At 71.8% G+C, this 20,672-nt stretch carries 17 protein-coding genes; 14 read left to right on the forward strand and 3 right to left on the reverse strand.

Going from position 1 to position 20,672, the window contains the following annotated elements; all coding sequences use genetic code 11:
* The first annotated feature begins 94 nt into the window (after window positions 1–94).
* From dop to AB0K08_RS08730, 11 genes are all read left to right on the forward strand, one after another.
* Window positions 95–1,672 carry a depupylase/deamidase Dop gene (gene dop, locus AB0K08_RS08680; protein WP_363353569.1) on the forward strand — a complete coding sequence of 526 codons (1,578 nt, stop codon included), beginning with the start codon at window positions 95–97 and terminating at the stop codon, window positions 1,670–1,672.
* Window positions 1,673–1,739: 67 nt separating this feature from the next.
* On the forward strand, window positions 1,740–1,931 hold the full coding sequence (locus tag AB0K08_RS08685; RefSeq protein WP_363353413.1) for a ubiquitin-like protein Pup: 192 nt from the start codon (window positions 1,740–1,742) through the stop codon (window positions 1,929–1,931).
* Window positions 1,932–1,935: 4 nt separating this feature from the next.
* Window positions 1,936–3,363 carry a Pup--protein ligase gene (gene pafA, locus AB0K08_RS08690; protein WP_363353415.1) on the forward strand — a complete coding sequence of 476 codons (1,428 nt, stop codon included), beginning with the start codon at window positions 1,936–1,938 and terminating at the stop codon, window positions 3,361–3,363.
* A 46-nt stretch (window positions 3,364–3,409) separates the two neighbouring features.
* Complete coding sequence (locus AB0K08_RS08695; RefSeq protein WP_363353416.1) at window positions 3,410–4,435, forward strand: FKBP-type peptidyl-prolyl cis-trans isomerase; 1,026 nt, start codon at window positions 3,410–3,412, stop codon at window positions 4,433–4,435.
* 74 nt (window positions 4,436–4,509) lie between these two features.
* Window positions 4,510–4,905 carry an FKBP-type peptidyl-prolyl cis-trans isomerase gene (locus tag AB0K08_RS08700; RefSeq protein ID WP_363353418.1) on the forward strand — a complete coding sequence of 132 codons (396 nt, stop codon included), beginning with the start codon at window positions 4,510–4,512 and terminating at the stop codon, window positions 4,903–4,905.
* A gap of 7 nt (window positions 4,906–4,912) precedes the next feature.
* Window positions 4,913–7,000 (forward strand): WYL domain-containing protein, encoded by a 2,088-nt coding sequence (locus tag AB0K08_RS08705; RefSeq protein ID WP_363353420.1) that lies wholly within the window; start codon window positions 4,913–4,915, stop codon window positions 6,998–7,000.
* A gap of 34 nt (window positions 7,001–7,034) precedes the next feature.
* Window positions 7,035–7,316, forward strand: coding sequence for a Sec-independent protein translocase subunit TatA (gene tatA / locus AB0K08_RS08710; protein WP_363353422.1), 282 nt, complete (start codon window positions 7,035–7,037; stop codon window positions 7,314–7,316).
* Window positions 7,317–7,425: 109 nt separating this feature from the next.
* Entirely contained in the window at window positions 7,426–8,211 is a 786-nt protein-coding gene (gene tatC, locus AB0K08_RS08715; RefSeq protein WP_363353571.1) for a twin-arginine translocase subunit TatC, read from the forward strand.
* Between the two features lie 70 nt (window positions 8,212–8,281).
* Window positions 8,282–11,377, forward strand: a complete 3,096-nt coding sequence (locus tag AB0K08_RS08720) for a DEAD/DEAH box helicase (RefSeq protein WP_363353424.1) — start codon at window positions 8,282–8,284, stop codon at window positions 11,375–11,377.
* Window positions 11,374–12,510, forward strand: a complete 1,137-nt coding sequence (locus tag AB0K08_RS08725) for an amidohydrolase family protein (protein WP_363353426.1) — start codon at window positions 11,374–11,376, stop codon at window positions 12,508–12,510. Before AB0K08_RS08720 ends, AB0K08_RS08725 begins: the two co-directional genes overlap by 4 nt.
* Before the next feature lie 92 nt (window positions 12,511–12,602).
* A complete protein-coding gene (locus AB0K08_RS08730; RefSeq protein WP_363353428.1) occupies window positions 12,603–13,337 on the forward strand; it encodes a polyprenol monophosphomannose synthase in 735 nt (244 codons plus the stop codon).
* 96 nt (window positions 13,338–13,433) lie between these two features.
* Here AB0K08_RS08730 and AB0K08_RS08735 read toward each other — a convergent pair whose 3' ends face one another.
* From AB0K08_RS08735 to AB0K08_RS08745, 3 genes are all read right to left on the reverse strand, one after another.
* On the reverse strand, window positions 13,434–13,781 hold the full coding sequence (locus tag AB0K08_RS08735; protein ID WP_363353430.1) for an RNA polymerase-binding protein RbpA: 348 nt from the start codon (window positions 13,779–13,781) through the stop codon (window positions 13,434–13,436).
* Window positions 13,782–13,911: 130 nt separating this feature from the next.
* Window positions 13,912–15,135 carry an SPFH domain-containing protein gene (locus AB0K08_RS08740; protein WP_363353573.1) on the reverse strand — a complete coding sequence of 408 codons (1,224 nt, stop codon included), beginning with the start codon at window positions 15,133–15,135 and terminating at the stop codon, window positions 13,912–13,914.
* Between the two features lie 76 nt (window positions 15,136–15,211).
* Window positions 15,212–15,703: an NfeD family protein gene (locus AB0K08_RS08745; RefSeq protein WP_363353432.1), complete on the reverse strand. Its 492-nt coding sequence runs from the start codon at window positions 15,701–15,703 to the stop codon at window positions 15,212–15,214.
* 75 nt (window positions 15,704–15,778) lie between these two features.
* On the opposite strand from AB0K08_RS08745, the gene AB0K08_RS08750 reads away from it, so the two are divergent.
* The 3 genes from AB0K08_RS08750 to AB0K08_RS08760 are packed head-to-tail and all read left to right on the forward strand — an operon-like array spanning window position 15,779 to window position 20,672.
* Window positions 15,779–17,911, forward strand: coding sequence for a S9 family peptidase (locus tag AB0K08_RS08750; RefSeq protein ID WP_363353433.1), 2,133 nt, complete (start codon window positions 15,779–15,781; stop codon window positions 17,909–17,911).
* Window positions 17,912–17,935: 24 nt separating this feature from the next.
* Window positions 17,936–20,038 carry an NADPH-dependent 2,4-dienoyl-CoA reductase gene (locus AB0K08_RS08755; RefSeq protein WP_363353435.1) on the forward strand — a complete coding sequence of 701 codons (2,103 nt, stop codon included), beginning with the start codon at window positions 17,936–17,938 and terminating at the stop codon, window positions 20,036–20,038.
* A 43-nt stretch (window positions 20,039–20,081) separates the two neighbouring features.
* Entirely contained in the window at window positions 20,082–20,672 is a 591-nt protein-coding gene (locus AB0K08_RS08760; protein WP_363353437.1) for a hypothetical protein, read from the forward strand.

Here is a 20,672-nt window from a genome sequence, read left to right on the forward strand (position 1 = left end):
CGTCCCCGCGTGGCGTGGCCAGCGCGGGCTGGTACCGGACGATGCCACCCTGCCGCCCGGGCGGGACACCGCCGGCTGGGGCGTGCACCGGGTGATGGGGCTGGAGACCGAGTACGGCGTGCACGCGCCGGCGAATCCGGGGGCCGGGCACTCCGTGCTGTCCGTGGAGGTGGTGAACGCCTACGCGGACCTCGTCACCTCACGGGGCGGCACCGTGGCGGGCACCGAGTGGGACTACAGCGAGGAGTCTCCCCTCGTGGACGCCCGCGGGTGGAGGCTCCCGCGCTCCGCGGCGCACCCCACCCAGCTGACCGACCAGCCGCTCACCGATCAGGACGGTGAGTCCGTCCACCTGCTGATGAACCTCGTGCTGCCCAACGGGGCGCGGTTCTATGTGGACCACGCCCACCCCGAGTACTCCTCACCGGAGACCACCAATCCGCGGGACGCCATGCTCTGGGACCAGGCCGGAGACCTCGTGGCGTTGGCGGCCTCGGAGCGCATCGCGCAGTCCGAGGGCCAGCCGCAGGTGCTGCTGTACAAGAACAACACCGACAACAAGTCCGTCTCCTACGGCGCCCACGAGAACTACCTGGTGGCCCGCAGCCTGGACTTCGAGGAGCTCACCGGGTACCTGATCCCCTTCTTCGTGGCCCGACAGGTCATCTGCGGCGCGGGACGCGTGGGAATCGGCTCCACGGGCCGGACCGCCGGGTTCCAAATCAGCCAGCGCGCGGACTTCTTCGAGGAGCAGGTGGGCCTGGAGACCACCGTGCGCCGGCCCATCGTCAACACGCGGGACGAGCCGCACGCGGACGCGCACCGGTACCGCCGCCTGCACGTGATCATCGGGGACGCCAACCTCTCCCAATACGCCACCTGGCTGCGCTGCGGCATGACCGCCCTCGTCCTGTCCATGATCGAGCTCGGCACCGCGCCCGAGATCGAGCTGGCGGATCCCGTCACGGCCCTGCAGACGATCAGCCACGACCCCACGCTGCAGGCCACCGTCCCCCTGGTGCGTCCCCTCGCCGGGACCGACGGCGGCTCCGTCGGCACCCGCGAGGCCACCGGACTGGACCTGCTCGAGGCCTACCTGCAGGCGGCGGAGGCGCACGTGGACCGGTTCGGGATGACGGACCGTGCCACCGGGGACGTCCTGACACAGTGGCGCGAGTCCGTGCAGACCCTGCGGACGGACCCCGCCGCCATGGCGGACCGGCTGGACTGGGTGGCGAAGTACCAGCTGCTCTCCGGCTACCGGCAGCGACACGGCCTGGGATGGGACGATCCCCGCCTGGACATGATGGACCTGCAGTACTCGGACCTGCGCCCGGACAAGGGGCTGTACCAGGCGCTGCTGCGGCGAGGGTCCATCCGCCGGCTGGTCACGGACCAGGACCTGCACGACGCCGTCGCCCGGCCTCCGCAGGACACCCGGGCCTGGGTGCGCGGCCGGACCGTGGAGGCCTTCGGCCGGCACGTGGTCGGGGCCAGCTGGGAGACCCTCCTGGTGCGCCAGGACGGCACCGGCCCCCTGTACCGGTTCCACCAGCGGGAGCCCCTGGCCGGTGCCGCCGCCGATGTCCCGGGCCTGTTCGAGGATCCCGGCGCCGACGGCGCCTTCGAGCGGCTGCTCGAGGCCCTGGCCCGCGTCCAGGGCTCATCCTGACCGACTCAGGCTGAGCAGCCCACCGACCGTCCACCCCGACTGTCCACCCAGACCATCAGGAGTCACCATGTCACAGCAGTACGGTTCATCCTTCGACCGCGAGGACGAGACCCCGGAGCCGGAGACCCCGGCCTCCGCCGGCGGTTCGGCGCAGGCCCACACCGCCGACCTGGACAGCCTCTTGGATGAGATCGACTCGGTGCTCGAGTCCAACGCCGAGGAGTTCGTCAAGGGCTTCGTCCAGAAGGGCGGTCAGTAACCCCATGGACCGCAGGATCATGGGCGTCGAGACCGAGTTCGGGGTGCACTACTCGCATCCGGGCTCCCGCCCCCTGACGCCCGAGGAGGTCGCCCGGTACCTCTTCCGGCCCGTGGTCGAATGGGGCCGGTCCTCTAACGTCTTCGTCTCCAACGGGTCCCGGCTGTACCTCGATGTCGGGTCCCATCCGGAGTTCGCCACCGCCGAGTGCACCACCCTGGACGAGCTCGTGGCGGTGGACAAGGCGGGCGAGCGGATCATGCAGGGGCTCATCGACCAGGCGACCGAGCGGATGGCCGCCGACGGTTTCGCCGGCACCATCTACCTGTACAAGAACAACGCGGACTCGGTGGGGAACTCGTACGGTTCGCATGAGAACTACCTGCTGAACCGGCGCACGGAGTTCCGCCGACTCTCCGAGGCGCTGATCCCGTTCCTCATCACGCGCCAGCTCGTCTCCGGCGCGGGCAAGACCGTGGCCGCCCGGCCCGAGGAGGAGGAGCGGCCCGGAGCGGCCCGGACGGACGCCCACTTCGCCTTCTCCCAGCGCGCCGACCACGTCATGGAGGGCATCTCCTCCGCCACCACCCGGTCCCGGCCGATCATCAACACCCGGGACGAACCCCACGCGGACGCCGCCGAGTACCGCCGGCTGCACGTGATCGTGGGGGATTCGAACATGTCCGAGACCACCCAGCTGGTGCGTTTCGGGGCCACCGACCTGATGTTGCGGATGATCGAGGCCGGGGTACCGCTGGGGGACCACCAGCTGGCCAAGCCCATCCTCGCGATCCGGCAGGTCTCCCACGACCTCACCGGCACGGTGGGCCTGGAGCTGCGCAACGGCAGCCACCGCTCGGCCCTGGAGCTCCAGCGGCACTATCTGGGCCAGGCCACGGCCTTCGTCCAGCGGCACGGCGCCCACCACGATCGGGTGCCCGCCGTGCTGGACCTGTGGGAACGTACCCTGGACGCGGTCGAGTCCGGGGACTACTCCGGCATCGACACCGAGATCGACTGGGCCATCAAGCACCGCTTCCTCTCCCGGTACGCCGCCAAGAACGGCCTGGACTGGGGGGCACCCCGGCTGGCCCAGCTGGACCTGTCCTACCACGACATCACCGCGGGGCGGGGATTGTTCTCCCTGTTGCAGGCCCGCGGCGCGGCCGCCCGTTTCCTGGACGACGCGGCGATCGAGGACGCCGTGGACCACGCGCCGCCGACCAGCCGGGCCGTGCTGCGCAGCCGGTTCATCCGGGCGGCGCGGGAGGCGGGCCAGTCCTACTCCGTGGACTGGACCCACCTGAAGCTCAACGACCGTCCGATGCACGCCATCACCCTCAAGGACCCGTTCCAGACCACGTCGGACCGGCTCGACGCGCTCCTCGGCTCCCTGCCGACCAGCGACGCCTCCAGCGTCCATCCAGTCTGACGTGACAGACTGAAACCACCCCCCTCCCGCACTACCGAAGGATCCCATGTCCCGCATCCCGTCCCTATCGCGCCGGTTCCGAGCCGCCGCGCCGCTGTCCCTCTCCCTCGTCGGCGCCCTGCTCCTGGCGGGCTGCGCCGCACCGGAACCACGCGGCTCAGGTGACCTGGAGGCCTTGGAGCCGATCTCCCTGACCGTCAACGAGGACGGTGTGCCGGAGGTGACCGTGGACGGGGCCATCGAGGCCACCGAGATCTCCTCCCGCGTGCTGCAGGACGGCGACGGCGCGGACGTCAACGAGGGGGACATCGCGCTGGTGCAGACCGCGATCGTGGATCCGGAGTCCGGCGAGGTCACCGCGGAGAACTTCACCCAGGGGGCCGAGGCGGTCTTCCTCAACGAGAAGCTCAAGGAGGGCAACGACGTCCTCTACGACATGCTCGACCAGAACAAGGTCGGCGCCCAGATCTCCTTCTTCATGCCCGGAGCCCAGATGGGCCAGGGAGCCCCCGACCAACTGATGGTGTTCCAGATCGCCGACGTCCGCCCGGCGCGCGCCGCGGGCGAGTCCGTGGAGGTGACCGACGAGTCCCTGCCGGCCGTCACCCTCAACGAGGACTCCGGCGAACCCACGATCGAGAAGCCCGAGGGCGACGCTCCCGAGGATCTCGTGGTCCAGCCGCTCATCGAGGGCGACGGTGCGGAGGTCGGCGAGGGTGATCACGTCACCGTCCAGTACACGGGCGTGAAGTGGTCCGACGGCGAGGAGTTCGACTCCTCCTGGTCGCGCGGGGAGCCTTCGGGATTCCCACTCAGCGGAGTCGTCGCCGGCTGGTCTGAGGGACTCCAGGGCCAGAAGGTCGGCTCCCAGGTCCTGATCGTCGTCCCGCCGTCCAAGGGCTATGGCGATTCGGACGGCCACGAGCTCCAGGAGGAGACCCTCGTCTTCGTGGTGGACATCCTGCACACCATGCCACCGGCCCAGCCCGCCCCCGCCCCGCAGCCGGAGGGCGAGGGTGACACCGGGGATGCCCCGGCGTCACCGTCGGCGTCCCCGTCCGCCTCTGAGTAGTCTGGAGTCCGCGCACCGGGCCCGACGTGGCCCGGTACGCCTCGACCCGCACGCCCCAACGGAAGGAATCGACCATGTCCTTTGGACAGCGCAACTATGACCGCACCCGACCGGAGATCGAGTTCCCCGGAGACACCCCGCCCCAGGACCTGGTCATCGAGGACCTGGCCGAGGGCTCGGGCCAGGCCGTGCAGGCCGGGGACCGGGTGTCCTGCCACTACCTGGGCGTCGCCTGGTCCACCGGGGCCGAGTTCGACGCCTCCTGGAACCGCGGCCAGCCGCTGGACTTCCAGGTCGGCGTCGGCCAGGTCATCAAGGGCTGGGATGACGGCCTGCTGGGCATGAAGCCCGGCGGCCGCCGCCGCCTCGAGATCCCGCCGCACCTGGCCTACGGGGACCAGGGCGCCGGAGGCGAGATCGGCCCCGGAGAGACCCTGATCTTCGTGGTGGACCTCGTCGGCATCAACTGACCCCACCGTGTCCGCCGCCTCGCCCGCCCGCTCCACGGAGCGCATCGTCTCCCTGCTGTGGGTCCTGCTGGCCAGCGGCCGGCGGGGGGTCACCCGGGACTACCTGGTGAAGGCCGTGGACGCCTATGCGCTCTCGACGTCCCCGGCCGCCCTGGAGAAGATGTTCACCCGGGACAAGGACGTGCTGAAGGGCATCGGCGTCCCCCTCCAGGCGTTCACGGTCCAGGACGAGACCGGCTTCGAGTCCGCCGACCCCGGGACCGACACCCGGTACCGGATCGACGAGGACCGGATGTACCTCCCCACCGTGCCCTTCAGCAACGGGGAGCGGTTGGCCCTGATGCGGGCCGAGTCCGCCTGGGCCGGCTCGGACCTCGGTCACGCCGTCGTCCGGGCCCTGGGCCGGGTGGACGCGGGGGAGGACTGGCTCGGTACCCGGTCCGCCTCGGATCATGAGGCCTTCGGCGTCCGGCTGGCGGGGGCGGACCGGTACCTCACGGAGCTGGGGGATGCGGTCCGCGACCAGTCGGTCATCCGCTTCTCCTACCGCAAGGCCCACGCCGACCACCCCGAGACCCGGACCGTGCGGGCCTGGGCCCTGACCAACCCCACCGGGGTGTGGTACCTCGTGGGCTGGGACCTGGACCGCGGCCAGCAGCGGACCTTCCGCCTCACGCGGATCGAATCCGACCCGGCCGACGCCCCCACCCCGGACGGCCCGGACGGCCAGGGCGTGGCACCGTACCGCCCGGCCGATCTCGACCTGGCGGCCGTGCACGCCGTGGTCTCCGGCGAACGGACGCCGGCCACCGCCCGGCTGCGGTTGGCCGCCGGCCGGGCCGTGCAGCTGCGCATCGGCTCCGAGGTGCTGGCCTCCGACCCGGAGACGGACCTCGTGCGGGTGACCTACACCCGGCCGGCCGAGATGGCCGGGTCCATCGCCGCAGCCGGCCCCCTCGCCACCATGCCGGACGCCGAGGACCCCCTGCGCCCCGCCGTCGTCGCCCTGCTGGACGCGGCGCAGCAGGCCCATGCCGCCCCGGTGCCCGAGTACACGCTCACGGTCCCCAAGCGGCGCCGCAACCGCCGCAGCGACCGGGACCGGGTCGCGGCCGTGGTGGATGCGATCGGCCTGGCGAACCGGCGGGACGGGATCGGCCGCGCCGAGCTGGCCGAACGGCTCAACGTCCGCGATGCGGAGCTCACTGCCATCCTCGATGAACTCTGGTACTGCGGCATGCCCGAACGTCAGTTCGCGGGGCAGCAGTTCGAGGTCCACGAGCAGGGGGACCGGATCCGCATCACCCAGGCCGAGCGGCTCGCCGGACCGTTGAGGCTGAGTGTCCCCGAGGCGGCGGCCCTGGTGATCGGCCTGCGCGCCGCGGCCGGGATCCCCGGGCTGACGGACCAGGAACAGCAGGACACGGCCACCGCCCTGGAGAAGATCCTCGCCGTCTCCGGCCCCGAGGTGTACCAGGCCGGCGAGGGCATCGTGGCCGGTTTCGACATCGGTCCCCACGCGGCGCTGGCCGGTCGGCTGCATGCCGCCGTCCGCGAGCACCACCTGCTGCGGTTCCAGTACCATGCCGCCGCCACGGATGAGTCCACCCTCCGGACCGTGGAACCCCTGCGCCTGACCGCGGAGTCCGGCCACGGCTACCTGCAGGCCTGGTGCCACAGCAGCCGGGGCCTGCGGAACTTCCGGCTGGACCGGATCACCTCCCTCGAGGAGACGGGTCAGGACTTCGACCCGCGTGAGGTACCCACCTCCGACCACCTGTTCATGTCCCAGGGCACCGAGACCACCGTGACCGTGCACTTCGCGCATCGGATCCGCGACCTGGTGCCCGGTTTCGACCCCGTCCGCACCGCACACCTCGAGGACGGCTCCGTGGTGGCCGAGATCCGGTTGGCCGGCCCCGACTACGCCCACGCCCAGGCGGCCCGGTTCGGCGGCGAGTTCCGGGTCCTCGCCCCGGCCCAGATCGTCGAGTCCACCGTGGACTGGCTGCACCGGGCCCGGGCCGGATACGTCACCGACTGTTCACCCGCACCGGGCGGCGCCACGGCCTCCGGCCCCAGCGGCGTGGCGTAAACTCGAGAACGTTCAATCGAAAGGACCTCCCCCCATGGCTGGACTCCAGGGATGGCAGCTCGTCATCATCATCGCGATCGCGCTCCTGCTCTTCGCGGCGCCCAAGCTTCCCGCGATGGCCCGGAACCTCGGGCAGTCGATGCGGATCTTCAAGTCGGAGGTCAAGCAGATGAAGGACGACGGCTCCGGCTCATCGACCGAGTCACAGCCCTCGAACGACTCCACGGACTCCGAGGCCGTGGAGGGCCGCATCGTCAACGGCGAGTCCAAGGGCCCCCGCGACGGTCGGAAGACCGGCACCAACGACCAGCCGTAACCAGGTGGTCACCGGCTCCATGACTGACGAACCGCAGGCGGCCCGGCCCAAGCGGACCAAGATCACCAGGACTCCCAAGGCCGCACGCAAGGGCAACCCCGCCGGGGAGATGGCCCTCAAGGACCACCTGAAGGAACTGCGCAACCGGCTGATCATCGCCGGCATCGGCCTGACGCTGGGCGCCGTCGTCGGGTTCCTGGTCTACCAGCCCTTCTTCTCCGCGCTCATCGATCCGGTGCACCGGCTCTCGGATGCGGGCCGGATCGTCACCGTCTCCTTCAGCGCCGTCGGCCAGCCCTTCGACATCATGCTGCAGGTGGCCCTCTTCGTCGGCCTCGTGGTCTCCAGCCCCATCTGGCTCTACCAGATCTGGGCCTTCGTGGTCCCCGGTCTGAAGAAGAAGGAGAAGCGCTACGCGGCCGGCTTCATCGCCGCCGCCGTGCCGCTGTTCCTGCTGGGCGTGGGCCTGGGCTGGCTCGTGTTGCCCGAGGCGGTCCAGTTCTTCGTGGGCCTGTCCCCGGAGGGCACCGCCAACGTCATCTCCGCGGACGTCTACATCCCGTTCGTCCTCCGGCTCTTCCTGGCCTTCGGCGTGGCCCTGGTCCTACCCGTGGTCCTGGTGGGACTGAACATGATCGGGGTCCTGTCCGGCCGGCAGATCATCAAGCACTGGCGGATCACCGTCTTTCTGATCGCCCTGATCGCGGCCCTGGCCGCCCCCGGCTCGGACGCGGTCACCATGTTCTACCTGGCCGCCCCCCTCGTGCTCCTCTTCGGCGTGGCGATCGCCATCTGCCTGGTCAACGACCGCCGTCGGGCCAAGCGCCGGGTCAAGGCCGAGCAGGAGACCGAGGACTCCCTGCAGTCGGGCCCGAAACCCCTCGACGAGCTCTAGCCCCAGCCACACCGGGCCACACCGGGCCGGCCCGGGTCAGTCCGGTGCGGCCATGTCCTAGGCTGGCACCATGGCACCTTCCGCGGATGACACCACCGGCCAGCCGAGCCCCGCGGAGCGGTACGCCGCCGCCCGGCGCCGCGCCACGGAGGCCAAGACCGAGCTGGGCCGTTTCGCCGCCACCCTGGACTTCGGCCTCGACCCCTTCCAGACGGAGTCCTGCCGCGAACTCGAGGACGGCCACGGCGTCCTGGTGGCGGCCCCCACGGGAGCGGGCAAGACCGTGGTGGGCGAGTTCGCCATCCACCTGGCCCTCGCCCACGGCCAGAAGGCCTTCTACACCACGCCCATCAAGGCCCTGAGCAACCAGAAGTACCAGGAGCTGGTGGCCACCTACGGCGCGGACCGGGTGGGACTGCTCACGGGGGACACCGCCATCAACTCGGAGGCCGAGGTGGTGGTGATGACCACCGAGGTACTGCGCAACATGCTCTACGCCGACTCGGACACCCTGCTCAACCTGGGCTACGTGATCATGGACGAGGTCCACTACCTGGCGGACCGGTTCCGCGGCGCGGTGTGGGAGGAGGTCATCATCCACCTCCCGGAGCACGTCCAGCTCGTCTCCCTCTCCGCCACCGTGTCCAACGCCGAGGAGTTCGGCGCCTGGCTGGACACCGTGCGCGGCTCCACCTCGGTGGTGGTCTCCGAGCACCGGCCGGTGCCCCTGTGGCAGTACGTGATGGCCGGCAGCCAGCTGTACGACCTCTTCGCCACCGAGGTCGCCTTCGACGAGGTGGCGCCGACCGCTGATGAGCCCGGCGACGAGGAGACGGAGCTGAAGGACACCTCCGGGGGGCGGTTGGTGCTCAATCCCGAGTTGGCCCGGCTGGCCGAGGACCAGCGCCGCCGTGAGGAACGCAGCGACTGGGGCCGTCCCGGGCGCAGCACCTACCGAGGTGGGCGGGGTGGCCCCCGGGGCCGCGGGGGCGGCCGGTCCAGCGGCGGCCGGTCCGGCGGCCGCCCCCACCGCTCAGACCGGCGCTCCGGGTCCGCCGCCTACGGGCGCCACGAGCGGACCGCCAGCTCCCGGTACGACGCCGGCCCGGCCGGCTCCTCCGGCCACGACCAGTCCGGCGGGGAGCACGGCACCGCCCCGCGCCACACCGGCAACCTGCGGGTCTCCCGCCCGGGCATGGTCCGGATCCTCGAGCGCGAGGGGCTGCTGCCGTGCATCACGTTCATCTTCTCCCGGGCCGGTTGTGACGGGGCCGTGGAACAGTGCCTGGCGTCGGGCCTGGACCTGACCACGCTCGGGGAGAAGCAGCAGATCCAGACCATGGTGGACGAGGCGGGGCAGTCACTGCCGGCCGAGGACCTGGACGTGCTGGGGTTCTGGGGCTGGCGGGACGGGCTGTCCCGCGGCTTCGCCGCCCACCACGCCGGCATGCTCCCACCCTTCAAGGAGGTCGTGGAGAAGCTGTTCGCCGCCGGGCTCGTGAAGGTCGTCTTCGCCACGGAGACGCTGGCCCTCGGGGTGAACATGCCGGCCCGCACCGTGGTGCTGGAGAAGCTGGAGAAGTACAACGGCGAGGCCCACGTGAACATCACGGCGGGGGAGTACACGCAGCTCACGGGGCGGGCCGGCCGACGCGGCATCGACGTGGAGGGCCACGGGGTGGTGCTCTGGCGCCCCGGGCTCGATCCGGCGGCCGTGGCGGGCCTGGCCTCACGGCGGACCTATCCGCTGAACTCCTCGTTCCGGCCCACCTACAACATGTCCGTGAACCTCATCGCCCAGTTCGGCCTCGAACGGTCCCGGTCCATCCTCGAGTCCTCCTTCGCCCAGTTCCAGGCGGACCGCTCCGTGGTGGGGCTGGCCCGTGAGGTGCGCACCCGGGAGGCCTCCCTGGCCGGATACGAGCAGTCCATGACCTGTCACCTGGGCGACTTCACGGAGTACGCCAGGCTGCGCAAGGAGTTGTCGGCGGCGGAGAAGGACACGTCCAAAGGTCGTCACCGGGCCCGCCAGCGGGCCGTCAAGGACTCCTTGGGCAACCTGCTGCCGGGGGACATCATCGAGGTGCCCGGCCCCCGGAAGCTGGGCAACGCCGTGGTGGTGTTCCCCGCCGGCAACCCGGCCAACCCGCGCGTGGGGGTCATCACCCAGGACGCCCAGCTGCGTCGCATCAGCACCGAGGACGTCACCGGTCCGGTGGACCCCGTGGGCGGGGTCCGGCTGCCCCAGAACATCCAGGTCAAGACCCCGACCCAGCGCAAGGACATCGCCGCGTCCATGCGCGCGGCCCTGCGGGACCACCGGCAGGCTCCGGGGGAGCGGCCGCGCGCCGGGTTCCGCTTCCAGGACGACGGCAGCGCCGAACGGGCCGCGGACCTGCGCCGTCAGCTCGAACGTCACCCCTGCCACGGCTGCAAGGACCGCGAGGACCACGCCCGCTGGGCTGAACGCTGGTGGAAGCTCCGCCAGGAGGTCGACCACCTCTCCGGCCGCATCGAGGGCCGCACGAACACGATCGCCAAGGCGTTCGACCGGCTGGTCGGGCTCCTGACCGCCTACGGCTACGTGACGGCCACCGGCACGGCCGACGTCACCGCCCATGCCCCCGGGGATTCCTCCGCCGGGGTCACCGATGCCGGTCAGACGCTGCGCCGGATCTATGGCGAGCGGGACCTGTTGACCTCGCTCGTGCTGGAGGACGGCCTAGCGGACGCGCTGGACCCGGAGGAGCTGGCGGGTCTCGCCGCCCTGCTGGTGTTCCAGTCCAAGGGGGCCACCGAGAACGTGGGCATCCCCCAGATGCCCACCTCGCAGCTCCAGGAGGTCCTGGACCGGACGGCGGAGCACTGGTACGAGCTCCAGCAGGCGGAGCGCGGTGCACGGCTCGAGCCGACCCCGGAGCCCGATCCGGGGCTGGTCTGGCCGATCCACCGCTGGGCCCGGGGCCGCAACCTGAAGGACACCCTCAAGGGCACCGAGTTGGCGGCCGGCGACTTCGTGCGTTGGGCCCGGCAGGTGATCGACCTGCTGGACCAGTTGTCCAAGGTCCCCGGCCACCCGGGGCTGCACCGCCAGTGCCGGCGTGCTGCGGATCTCGTCCGTCGTGGCGTGGTGGCGTACTCGAGTGTGGATACGCTGGACGGATGAGCACCCTCTACGTCAACGGCACCATCCACTCCACCTCGGATCCCTACGCCACCGCCCTGCTGGTGGATTCCGGGACCGTCGCCTGGGTGGGGGCGGATGACACCGCGGAGTCGATGCGCGCACGTTCCGGTGCCGGCTGGGAGGTGGTGGACCTGCAGGGCGCTCTGGTGGCCCCGGCCTTCGTGGACTCCCTCGACCTGACCACCTCCACCTCCGCCGACCCCGACGCCGGCCCCCTCGCCGCCGCCCGCGCCGGCACCTTCCTGTCCGTCACCGCAGGCCTGCCGGCCGCCGTCGGGCCCCGCACCATCGGCTACCACCTCGTCCAGGCCGACGAGGCCGCCGGCGCCGCCGGGGACCTGGCGGCACTGGTGACCGGGCCGGCCGGCGAGGGGCAGCCGGGCGAGCGGACCGCGGGCCTGGCGGCCGTCGTCGGGCCCCGGGGACTGGACGGCGGCGCCGTGGCGCACCTGACCGCCCAGGCCACGGCCGCCGGGATCCAGCTGTACCTGTTGCCCGATCGGGCCGAAGACCTCGACGCCGTGGTCTCCGCCCTCCGCGCGACCGCCGAGTCCCAGGGCACCGGCGCCCTCGGCATGGTCCGCCACCGGCTGGCCTGGAACGGGCCCGTGGACGAGGAGTCCATGCGGACCATGGCGGAGAACAGCCTGTCCTTCACGGCCGTGCCCGGGGCGGACGGGACCCTGGCCGCACCGATCGCCTCGCTGCTCAACCGTGCCGTCCCGGTGTCCTTCGGCAGCGGTGAGGCCCCCGCGGATCCGTGGGGCACCCTGCGCGCCAGCCTGGAGCACCCCGAGGACCAGCAGCGCATCCCCGCCCGCTCCGGGTTCACGGCCGCCACCAAGGCCGGGCTGCGCGCCCTGCCGCACGCCGTGGGGGCACGGCATCAGATGGCCGGCCGGATCGCCCCCTCCTCGCCCGCGACCTTCGGCATCTGGTCCGCCGATGCCTTCAGCGTGCAGGCGCCGGACGGCCGCGTGGCCGCCTGGAGCACCGACACCCGTGCGGGGACGCCCCTGCTCCCCGTGCTGGAGGAGGGCACCGCCGCCCCCCGCTGCCTGGCCACCGTGGTGGACGGCACCGAGGTGTTCCGCTCACCGGACTGGACCTGACCGACCGGCCCGACCGGCGTCCGCCCAGCGGCGCATCCTATACTTGACCCCCGAACCACGAACCCGGCCTCTGACGAAGGACACCACCGCCTATGCGCCTGCTGACGATCATTCCCACCTACAACGAGATCGAGTCCCTGCCCCGCACGCTCGACCGCCTGCGGGTCGCCGTGCCGGAATCGGACGTGCTCGTGGTGGACGACGCCTCGCCGGACGGCACGGGGGACTGGGCCGACCGGGCCGCGGTGGCCGATCCGCAGATCCACGTGCTGCACCGGACCCGGAAGAACGGTCTGGGCGGGGCCTACATCGCGGGATTCCACTGGGGGCTGGAGCAGGGCTATGACGTGCTCATCGAGATGGATGCCGACGGCTCACACCAGCCCGAGCAGCTGCCGCGGCTGATCGAGGCGATCGACCGTGCCGATCTGGTGATCGGCTCCCGCCGCGTCCCGGGCGGGAAGATGGTCAACTGGCCGGCCCACCGCAAGCTGATCTCCCTGGGTGGTTCCCTCTACCCGCGCATCATGCTCGGGCTGAACCTCTCGGATGTCACCGCCGGATACCGCGCCTACCGCGCGGACACCCTGCGCGCCATTGACCTGGACGATGTCCAGTCCAAGGGGTACGGCTTCCAGGTGGACATGACCTTCCGCACGGCCCTGCTCGGCAAGAAGATCGTGGAGGTCCCGATCACCTTCGTGGAGCGCGAGTACGGCGAGTCCAAGATGAGCGGCAACATCATCACGGAGGCGGTCACCTCGGTGACCCGGTGGGGCCTCGAGGCGCGCTGCCGGGTCCTGCGGGAGAAGCTCGGCCTGGGCTGAACCGGGGAACACGACCCCCGAATGCACTTTGAGGGCAATCCCACCGGGTGGGATTGCCCTCAAAGTGCGTTTGGGGGGTGGGAGTGGAGACCCGCGTCAGGCGCTGGTCTTCTCGCCGCGGCGCGCGCGCAGCTTGTTCAGCTGGCCCTCGAGGGTCTCCTCGAGTTCCTCGATGCTGCGGCGCTCCAGCAGCATGTCCCAGTGGGTGCGCACCGGCTTGGCATCGGAGGCGTCCGGCTTCTCCCCGTCCACCAGGAAGGCCACCCGGCCGGTCTTGGAGGTCCAGGTCGGCGGGATCTCCGCGTCGGTGGCGAAGATCACGAAGACCTGCTCGCCGTCCTCGCAGCGGTACTCGACCCGCTGGCGCGGTGCCGGCTCGACTCCGGCCTCGGACTCCATGGACTGGGCACCCAGGCGCATGCCGCGCAGGCTACGGTCGCTCATTCGATCTCCTAACGGCCCCCGGTGAGGGGCGGTACAACGTCGACGACCCAGTCTAGTGGGTCTGCGGGTCTGTGGTGTCCAACGCCGCCCCGGTGGGATTTGTTCCCGCCGGCGGGGCGGGCCGCTCCCCTCACCGCTCCGTGGTCGGGTCCTCCTCGGCGGGTTCCGGCTTCGGTGGCCGCGATGGCTGCGTGCGCTCCACCGTCGCGTCCAGGGCGCGCTTGGCCGTGGGGGAGTGCTCGTCCTCGAGGATGGCCGGCGGGGCTAGCGCCTCCTCGAGCGGGGTGTCGGTGATCTTCGCGACGCTCTGGGAGGAGTCCTGCAGTTCCGCGGCCGTGGTGGGACGCGGTTCCCGCCGCCGGCGCCCGCCCGAGTCGGCCTCACCGGCGGAGCTGCCCGCCGGTCCGTGGCCCGGTCCGCTGTCCTCACCGGCGCCGCCCCGGGTGGGGGAGAGCAGGTCGGAGATTCCGGCCCCCGCGGAGCCGCCGCCGCTGAAGGCAGCGCCCATCCGGCCGATCGCATCGGTCAACTCGGCCGGGATGACCCACATGGTGTTGGCGTCCCCCTCGGCGATCTTGGGCAGGGTCTCGAGGTACTTGTAGGCCAGCAGGTCCGGGTCCGGGCGCCCCTCATGGATCGCCTCGAACACCACGTGGATCGCCTCGGCCTCGGCGTTGGCGCGCAGGATCCGGGACTGGGCGTCGCCCTCGGCCTCGAGGATCGCGGACTGACGCTGGCCCTCGGCGGTGAGGATCTCGGCCTGCTTGGTGCCCTCCGCGGTGAGGATGGCGGCGCGGCGGTCCCGCTCGGCACGCATCTGCTTCTCCATGGAGTCCTGGATGGACAGGGGCGGGTCGATCGCCTTGAGCTCCACGCGGGAGACGCGCAGGCCCCACTTGCCGGTGGCCTCGTCCAGGACGCCGCGCAGCTGGTTGTTGATGGCGTCACGGCTGGTCAGCGCGGCCTCGAGGTTCATGCCGCCGACCACGTTGCGCAGGGTGGTGGTGGTGAGCTGCTCCACGGCGTGGATGTAGTTGTTGATCTCGTAGGTGGCCGCCTTGGCGTCGTTGACCTGGAAGTACACCACGGTGTCGATCGAGACCACCAGGTTGTCCTCGGTGATCACGGGCTGCGGCGGGAAGGAGACCACCTGCTCGCGCATGTCCATCAGCGGGCGCATGCGGTCCACGAAGGGGACCATGAGCGTCAGGCCGGCCCCCTGGGTCCGGTTGTACTTGCCGAGGCGTTCGATGATGCCGGTCCGGGCCTGGGGGACGATCCGGACGGCCCGGATCAGGATGATGGCCACGAGGACCGCGACGACTATGAGCACGATGAGGACTTCCACGCCGATGCTCCCTCCTGCGGCCCGGTACGGGCCGCCCTGTCAGTCTGCTGCTTGCAGAGGTGCTTCCACCGCGGTTGCGGCGTCAGGTTCCTTCGGGCAGTCCGGCGTTGCCGGAGTCCCAGTCGATGACGGTCTTGGGGTGGATGACCAGGGTGGCTCCGTCCACCTCGTCGATCTCGGCCTCCTGCCCGGCGGGGATGGTCACGCCGGTGGCTGAGCGGGCGGTCCAGGTCTCACCGTCCATCCGAGCCAGGCCCGCGGTGGCACCGGTGTCCTCCAGGACCACCACGGTGCGTCCGGGCAGCAGGTCCACGTTGGTCAGCTGGTCGGCCGGGCCCTTCTTCAGGTGCTTCAGGGCGGTCGGGCGGACGGCGGCCAGCATGAGCAGGGAGACCCCGGAGAACATCACCATCTGCAGCCAGGCCTCCCCGCCCGCGAGCGAGGTCGCCAGCGCCGCGGCGGCACCGGCCGCCAGCATGAGGAAGACCAGGTCCAGGACCATGACCTCCACCACGGCGAACACCACCGCCAGGCTCAGCCACAGGATCCACAGGTTGTCGCCCACCCATTCCATCGCCCTGGCCTCCTCGATCACCGTATGTACCCATCCTGCCTGCTCAACCGGGGATGGACAACGTAGGTTATGGACATGCGACCTGATCAGTTGGATCTCATCACCACCGTGGATGCCCCTGCCCTGGCCCCGGACGGCCGGCGGCTCGTGGTCGGGACCGCCCGGACGGACGTCTCGACGGACGGCTACACCGGACAGCTGTGGGTGGTGACCACGGACGGATCCGCCCCGCCCCGCCGCCTGACCCGGGGGTACCGGGACGCGGGGCCCCGGCTCTCGCCGGACGGCTCGATGGTCGCCTTCCTGCGCTCCCCGGCGCCAGGAGCGGATCCCTCCGAGTCCTCCGCTCCCCAGCTGGCCCTGATCCCGCTGGACGGGGGCGAGGCCCGCACCCTCACGGACCGGCGTCTGGGGGTGACCGGGTTCAACTGGTCGCCCGATGCACGCTGGATCGCCTTCGCCTCGCCCGAGCCCGAGCCCGGCCGCTACGGGACCGTGCCCGGGGTGGGCCCGGCCCAGGAGGATCCGCGCCGGGTGACCGGCCCGGACCACCGGATGAACGGCAGGGGCTACACGGCGGACCAGCCCTCCTGTCTGTTCGAGATCGAGGTGCCGGATCCGGACGCCGCGCCGGTGTTCGAGGCGCGGGGCCGGATGGCCGAGGTCCCGGGCCGGCCGCCCCTGGTCCCGGTGGCGCGGCGGCTGACCGGCCCGGACCGGGAGTCCACCGAGCCCGTCTACGCCGCGGACAGCCGCCACCTCTTCTTCACCACCACCCCGGCCACCGGGTTCGGCCGGGACCTGCGCACGGCCGTGGCCGTGGTGGCGGCCCGCGCGGAGGAGACTGCAGAGGCGGCGGCAGAGGCGGCGGCAGAGGCGGCAGGGCACGACGCCGGCCCCGCCCGTCTCGTGGCCGGGGGCACCGAGGTGCCCCGCGGCTTCCACTCCGCGTGCGCCTCCCGCAACGGTGAGTGGCTGTACCTGCTCGGTGAGGAACTGGGGGAGTCCGGCCTGGACTTCGTGGCCGCCAACACCGCGGTGTACGCCCTGCCGGCCCGTGCGGCGGTGCGCGAGGCCACCGCCGGATGGGAGGCCCCCGCGCCGGAGCTGGTCCCGCGGCGGCTCACGGACCCGGACACCATGAGCTGCTCGGGCGGCCCGCTGCACCCCTCGGGCCAGGACAACGTGCTGGCCCTGGCCGAGACCCGCGGGAAGACGGTGCTGGTCTGGATGTCCCACCACGGCCAGCCCGAGGTGATCGTGGACCAGCCGGGACAGGTCATCGGCGCGTCCGAGGCCGGCGGGACGCTGACGGTCTCCTACACCACCGCCGACTCCCCGGGGCGGGTGGGCGTCCAACACCGCGGGACCGGCCTGACCGAGCTCTTCGACCCCAACCGGGGCTGGCTCACGGAGCAGCCGCCCGCCGGCGGGCGGGAACGCGAGTACGGGGGGACGCCGGAGCAGCCCTCCGTCCACGGCTGGGTGTTCGTACCCCCGGGCCCCGGACCGCATCCCGTCATCCTGAACATCCACGGCGGCCCCTACGCCCAGTACACGTGGTCGTGGTTCGACGAGACCCAGGTGCTGGTGGCCGCCGGCTACGCCGTGGTGATGTGCAACCCCCGCGGCTCGAACGGCTACGGGGCGGCCCACGGTGCGGCCCTGAAGGGCCGGTTCGGGACCGTGGACTCCCAGGACATCCTGGCGTTCCTCGAGGGCGCCCTGGCCGAGTTCGGACCGGAGGGGACCGGCGAGCTGGACGGGGACCGCCTGGGGGTCCAGGGCGGCTCCTACGGCGGTTTCATGACCGCGTGGATCACCGCCCACGATCACCGGTTCGCCGCGGCGATCGTGGAGCGCGGGTACCTGGATCCCGTCTCGGCGCTGGGCTCCAGTGACATCGGCTGGTTCTTCAGCGAGCAGTACATGGGCTCCAGCGCCGAGGACCTGTACCGGCAGAGCCCCCTGCACCACGTGGACCAGGTGGACACCCCCACCCTCGTGATGCACTCGGAGCAGGACCTGCGGTGTCCCCTGGAGCACGCCCAGCGGTACTACCACGCCCTGTGGTCCCGCGGCGTGGAGTCGGAGCTGGTGGTGTTCCCCGGGGAGGACCACGAGCTGTCCCGCTCGGGCACCCCGTGGCACCGGCGGGCCCGGTTCGAGCACATCCTGCGCTGGTGGGACCGGAATCTCGCCAGATAAGTTACCAGCCAGTAGCATTGAGGAATGACCACCCCCCTCGCCGCACCCGCCGCGGACACGCCGTTCCCGCACCTGTTCCGGCCGCTGACGGTGGCCGGGGTGAGACTGCCGAACCGCGTGATCATGGGCTCCATGCACATGGGCCTCGAGGACCGGCGGGCGGACACCCCGAGACTGGCCGCCTTCTACGCCGAACGGGCACGTGGGGGAGCGGGGCTCATCGTCACCGGCGGCTACGCGCCCAACCTCGTCGGCCGGCTCACCCCCTTCGCCGGCACCATGCGCTCACGGCGTGATGCCCTTGCCCACCGGGCCATCACGGAGGCCGTGCACGGCCAGGGCGGGCGCATCGTGCTGCAGCTGCTGCACGCCGGGCGGTACGCCTACCACCCGTTCCAGGTCGGCGCCGGCGCCAGCCCGTCCCCGATCACCCCGTTCAGACCGCGGCCCCTGTCCACCCGGGCGGTCGAGCGGACCGTGACGGACTTCGTCCGCGCGGCCGGGTACGCCCGCCAGGCCGGATACGACGGCGTGGAGATCATGGGCTCCGAGGGGTACCTCATCAACCAGTTCCTCTCCCCGCGGACCAACCGGCGCACGGACGCCTGGGGCGGCACCCCGGCCGGGCGGCGCCGTTTCGCCACCGAGATCGTCCGGCGGATCCGCCAGGCCGCCGGCGAGGACTTCATCATCACCTTCCGGCTCTCCATGGTGGACCTGGTGCCGGACGGCCAGACCCTTCAGGAGACCCTGGACCTGGCCCGAGAACTGGAGACGGCCGGGGCCAGCCTGCTGAACACCGGCATCGGCTGGCACGAGGCCCGGGTTCCGACGATCGTCACCTCCGTGCCGCGTGCGGCGTTCGCCGACTTCACCCGGAGCGTGCGCGAGGTGGTGTCCATCCCGGTGGCCGCCTCCAACCGGATCAACATGCCGCACTCCGCCGAGCAGGTGCTGGCCGAGGACCAGGCGGACCTGGTCACCATGGCCCGCCCGTTCCTGGCGGATCCGGACTGGGTGGCCAAGGCCGCCGCCGGGGCGACCGGGCAGATCAACTCGTGCATCGGCTGCAACCAGGCGTGCCTGGACCACACGTTCCAGAACCGGCCCGCCTCCTGCCTCGTGAACCCGCGCGCCGGCCGCGAGACCGATCCCGCCTTCCCGCCGTTACCGGACCGCGCCCTGCTGCCGCTCACGCCCGCTCGCGTCGGCAGCGCCACCGGCGCGCTCTCCGTGGCCGTCGTCGGGGCGGGCCCGGCAGGGCTGGCCGCCGCCACCCAGGCCGCGGCCCGCGGTCACCGTGTGGACCTCTTCGAGGCCTCCGGGGCCATCGGCGGGCAGTTCCGACTGGCCCGCCAGATCCCCGGCAAGGAGGAGTTCGCCGAGACCCTGCGCTACTTCGACAACCGCCTGTCCCAGACCGGCGTGAGGCTCCACCTGGATCACCGGGTCACCGCCACGGAACTGCTCGACGGCGGCTACGACCGGATCCTGCTGGCCACCGGGGTGGTGCCACGCACGGTCCGGATCCCGGGCGCGGACCGGGCCAACGTGCATGCCTACCCGGACGTGGTGGACGGCACGGTGACGTGCGGGGCCCGGGTGGCCGTGATCGGGGCCGGCGGCATCGGCTTCGACGTCTCCGAGCTGCTGACCGAGCCCACCGTTGCCCAGGGCGCCCAACTCCTCGAGGCGTGGCAGCGCCAGTGGGGGGTGGACCCCGGTTTCGCCGGGCGCGGCGGCCTCACCGCCCCCGATCCGGCACCCGCGGCCCGCACCGTCCACCTCGTCCAGCGCAAGACCAGCAAGATGGGGGCCGGGCTGGGCAAGACCACCGGCTGGGTGCACCGGGCCACCCTCAGGGCGCGCGGCGTCGAATACATCACCGGCGCCCAGTACGTCCGCATCGACGACGCCGGCCTGCACCTGCGGGTCAACGGCACCGACCGCGTGCTCGAGGTGGATGACGTGGTGGTGTGCGCCGGGCAGGTCTCCCACCGCGAACTGTACGAGGCACTGCAGGCCGCCGGGGCCGACGTCGTGCTGGTGGGCGGTGCCGATGTGGCGGCCGAGTTGGACGCCAAGCGGGCCATCGAGCAGGCCACACGGGTGGCCGCCGCGCTGTAGCGGGTGACCCCCCCTCCGGTACACCCTGAGTACACTGGGGGGCATGGCTACCGTCTACCAAGCAACCCTGGTGCCCTCGAAGATGGAGCTCCTGGAGTCGTGGCTGGCCCAGCAGCCCTGGTCCGGGGAGGGCGAGCTGCTCAGGGTCGCCGCCTACCGCTATGACGATCCGGACGGTGAGATCGGGGTCGAGGGCCATCTGGTCCGCCGCGACGGCAGCGAGACCGTCCTGCACGTCCCGGTGGCCTACCGCGGCGCGCCGCTGGAGGGCGCCGAGCCCCACCTGATCGGGACTGTGGACCACTCCGTGCTCGGGACGCGGTGGGTCTACGACGCGATGGCCGACCCGGTGGCCACCGCCTGCTTCCAGCGGGCCCTGGACGGGAACCAGCAGCAGGCCGAGGTGCACCTCTACGAGGAGGACGGCCAGTACATCGGCCACGACGCCGATGAGGTGTCCGTGAGCGTGCTCGGCCCCCTGCCCGAGATCGCCGGCCGGGTCCAGGTCCACCGCGTGATCGCCGATCCGGACGCCCCCGGCCACGAGCAGCTGGATGGGGCGCGCCGGCTCTGGGCCACGTGGCCTGGTGGCAGCGGCGTCATCTTCAGCCTGAACACGGACACCCCGGCCTGA

This window comes from Citricoccus sp. NPDC055426, assembly GCF_040677445.1.
Taxonomy (GTDB): Bacteria; Actinomycetota; Actinomycetes; order Actinomycetales; family Micrococcaceae; genus Citricoccus.

What these genes read in the sequence shown, in the direction of transcription:
- AB0K08_RS08750 (WP_363353433.1), top strand. Translation starts at nt 15,779, where the DNA reads ATGCGACCTGATCAGTTGGATCTCATCACCACCGTGGATGCCCCTGCC.
- AB0K08_RS08755 (WP_363353435.1), top strand. Translation starts at nt 17,936, where the DNA reads ATGACCACCCCCCTCGCCGCACCCGCCGCGGACACGCCGTTCCCGCAC.
- pafA (WP_363353415.1), top strand. Translation starts at nt 1,936, where the DNA reads ATGGACCGCAGGATCATGGGCGTCGAGACCGAGTTCGGGGTGCACTAC.
- AB0K08_RS08695 (WP_363353416.1), top strand. Translation starts at nt 3,410, where the DNA reads ATGTCCCGCATCCCGTCCCTATCGCGCCGGTTCCGAGCCGCCGCGCCG.
- dop (WP_363353569.1), top strand. Translation starts at nt 95, where the DNA reads ATGGGGCTGGAGACCGAGTACGGCGTGCACGCGCCGGCGAATCCGGGG.
- tatC (WP_363353571.1), top strand. Translation starts at nt 7,426, where the DNA reads ATGGCCCTCAAGGACCACCTGAAGGAACTGCGCAACCGGCTGATCATC.
- AB0K08_RS08745 (WP_363353432.1), bottom strand. Translation starts at nt 15,703, where the DNA reads ATGGAATGGGTGGGCGACAACCTGTGGATCCTGTGGCTGAGCCTGGCG.
- tatA (WP_363353422.1), top strand. Translation starts at nt 7,035, where the DNA reads ATGGCTGGACTCCAGGGATGGCAGCTCGTCATCATCATCGCGATCGCG.
- AB0K08_RS08700 (WP_363353418.1), top strand. Translation starts at nt 4,510, where the DNA reads ATGTCCTTTGGACAGCGCAACTATGACCGCACCCGACCGGAGATCGAG.
- AB0K08_RS08720 (WP_363353424.1), top strand. Translation starts at nt 8,282, where the DNA reads ATGGCACCTTCCGCGGATGACACCACCGGCCAGCCGAGCCCCGCGGAG.
- AB0K08_RS08735 (WP_363353430.1), bottom strand. Translation starts at nt 13,781, where the DNA reads ATGAGCGACCGTAGCCTGCGCGGCATGCGCCTGGGTGCCCAGTCCATG.
- AB0K08_RS08760 (WP_363353437.1), top strand. Translation starts at nt 20,082, where the DNA reads ATGGCTACCGTCTACCAAGCAACCCTGGTGCCCTCGAAGATGGAGCTC.
- AB0K08_RS08685 (WP_363353413.1), top strand. Translation starts at nt 1,740, where the DNA reads ATGTCACAGCAGTACGGTTCATCCTTCGACCGCGAGGACGAGACCCCG.
- AB0K08_RS08730 (WP_363353428.1), top strand. Translation starts at nt 12,603, where the DNA reads ATGCGCCTGCTGACGATCATTCCCACCTACAACGAGATCGAGTCCCTG.
- AB0K08_RS08725 (WP_363353426.1), top strand. Translation starts at nt 11,374, where the DNA reads ATGAGCACCCTCTACGTCAACGGCACCATCCACTCCACCTCGGATCCC.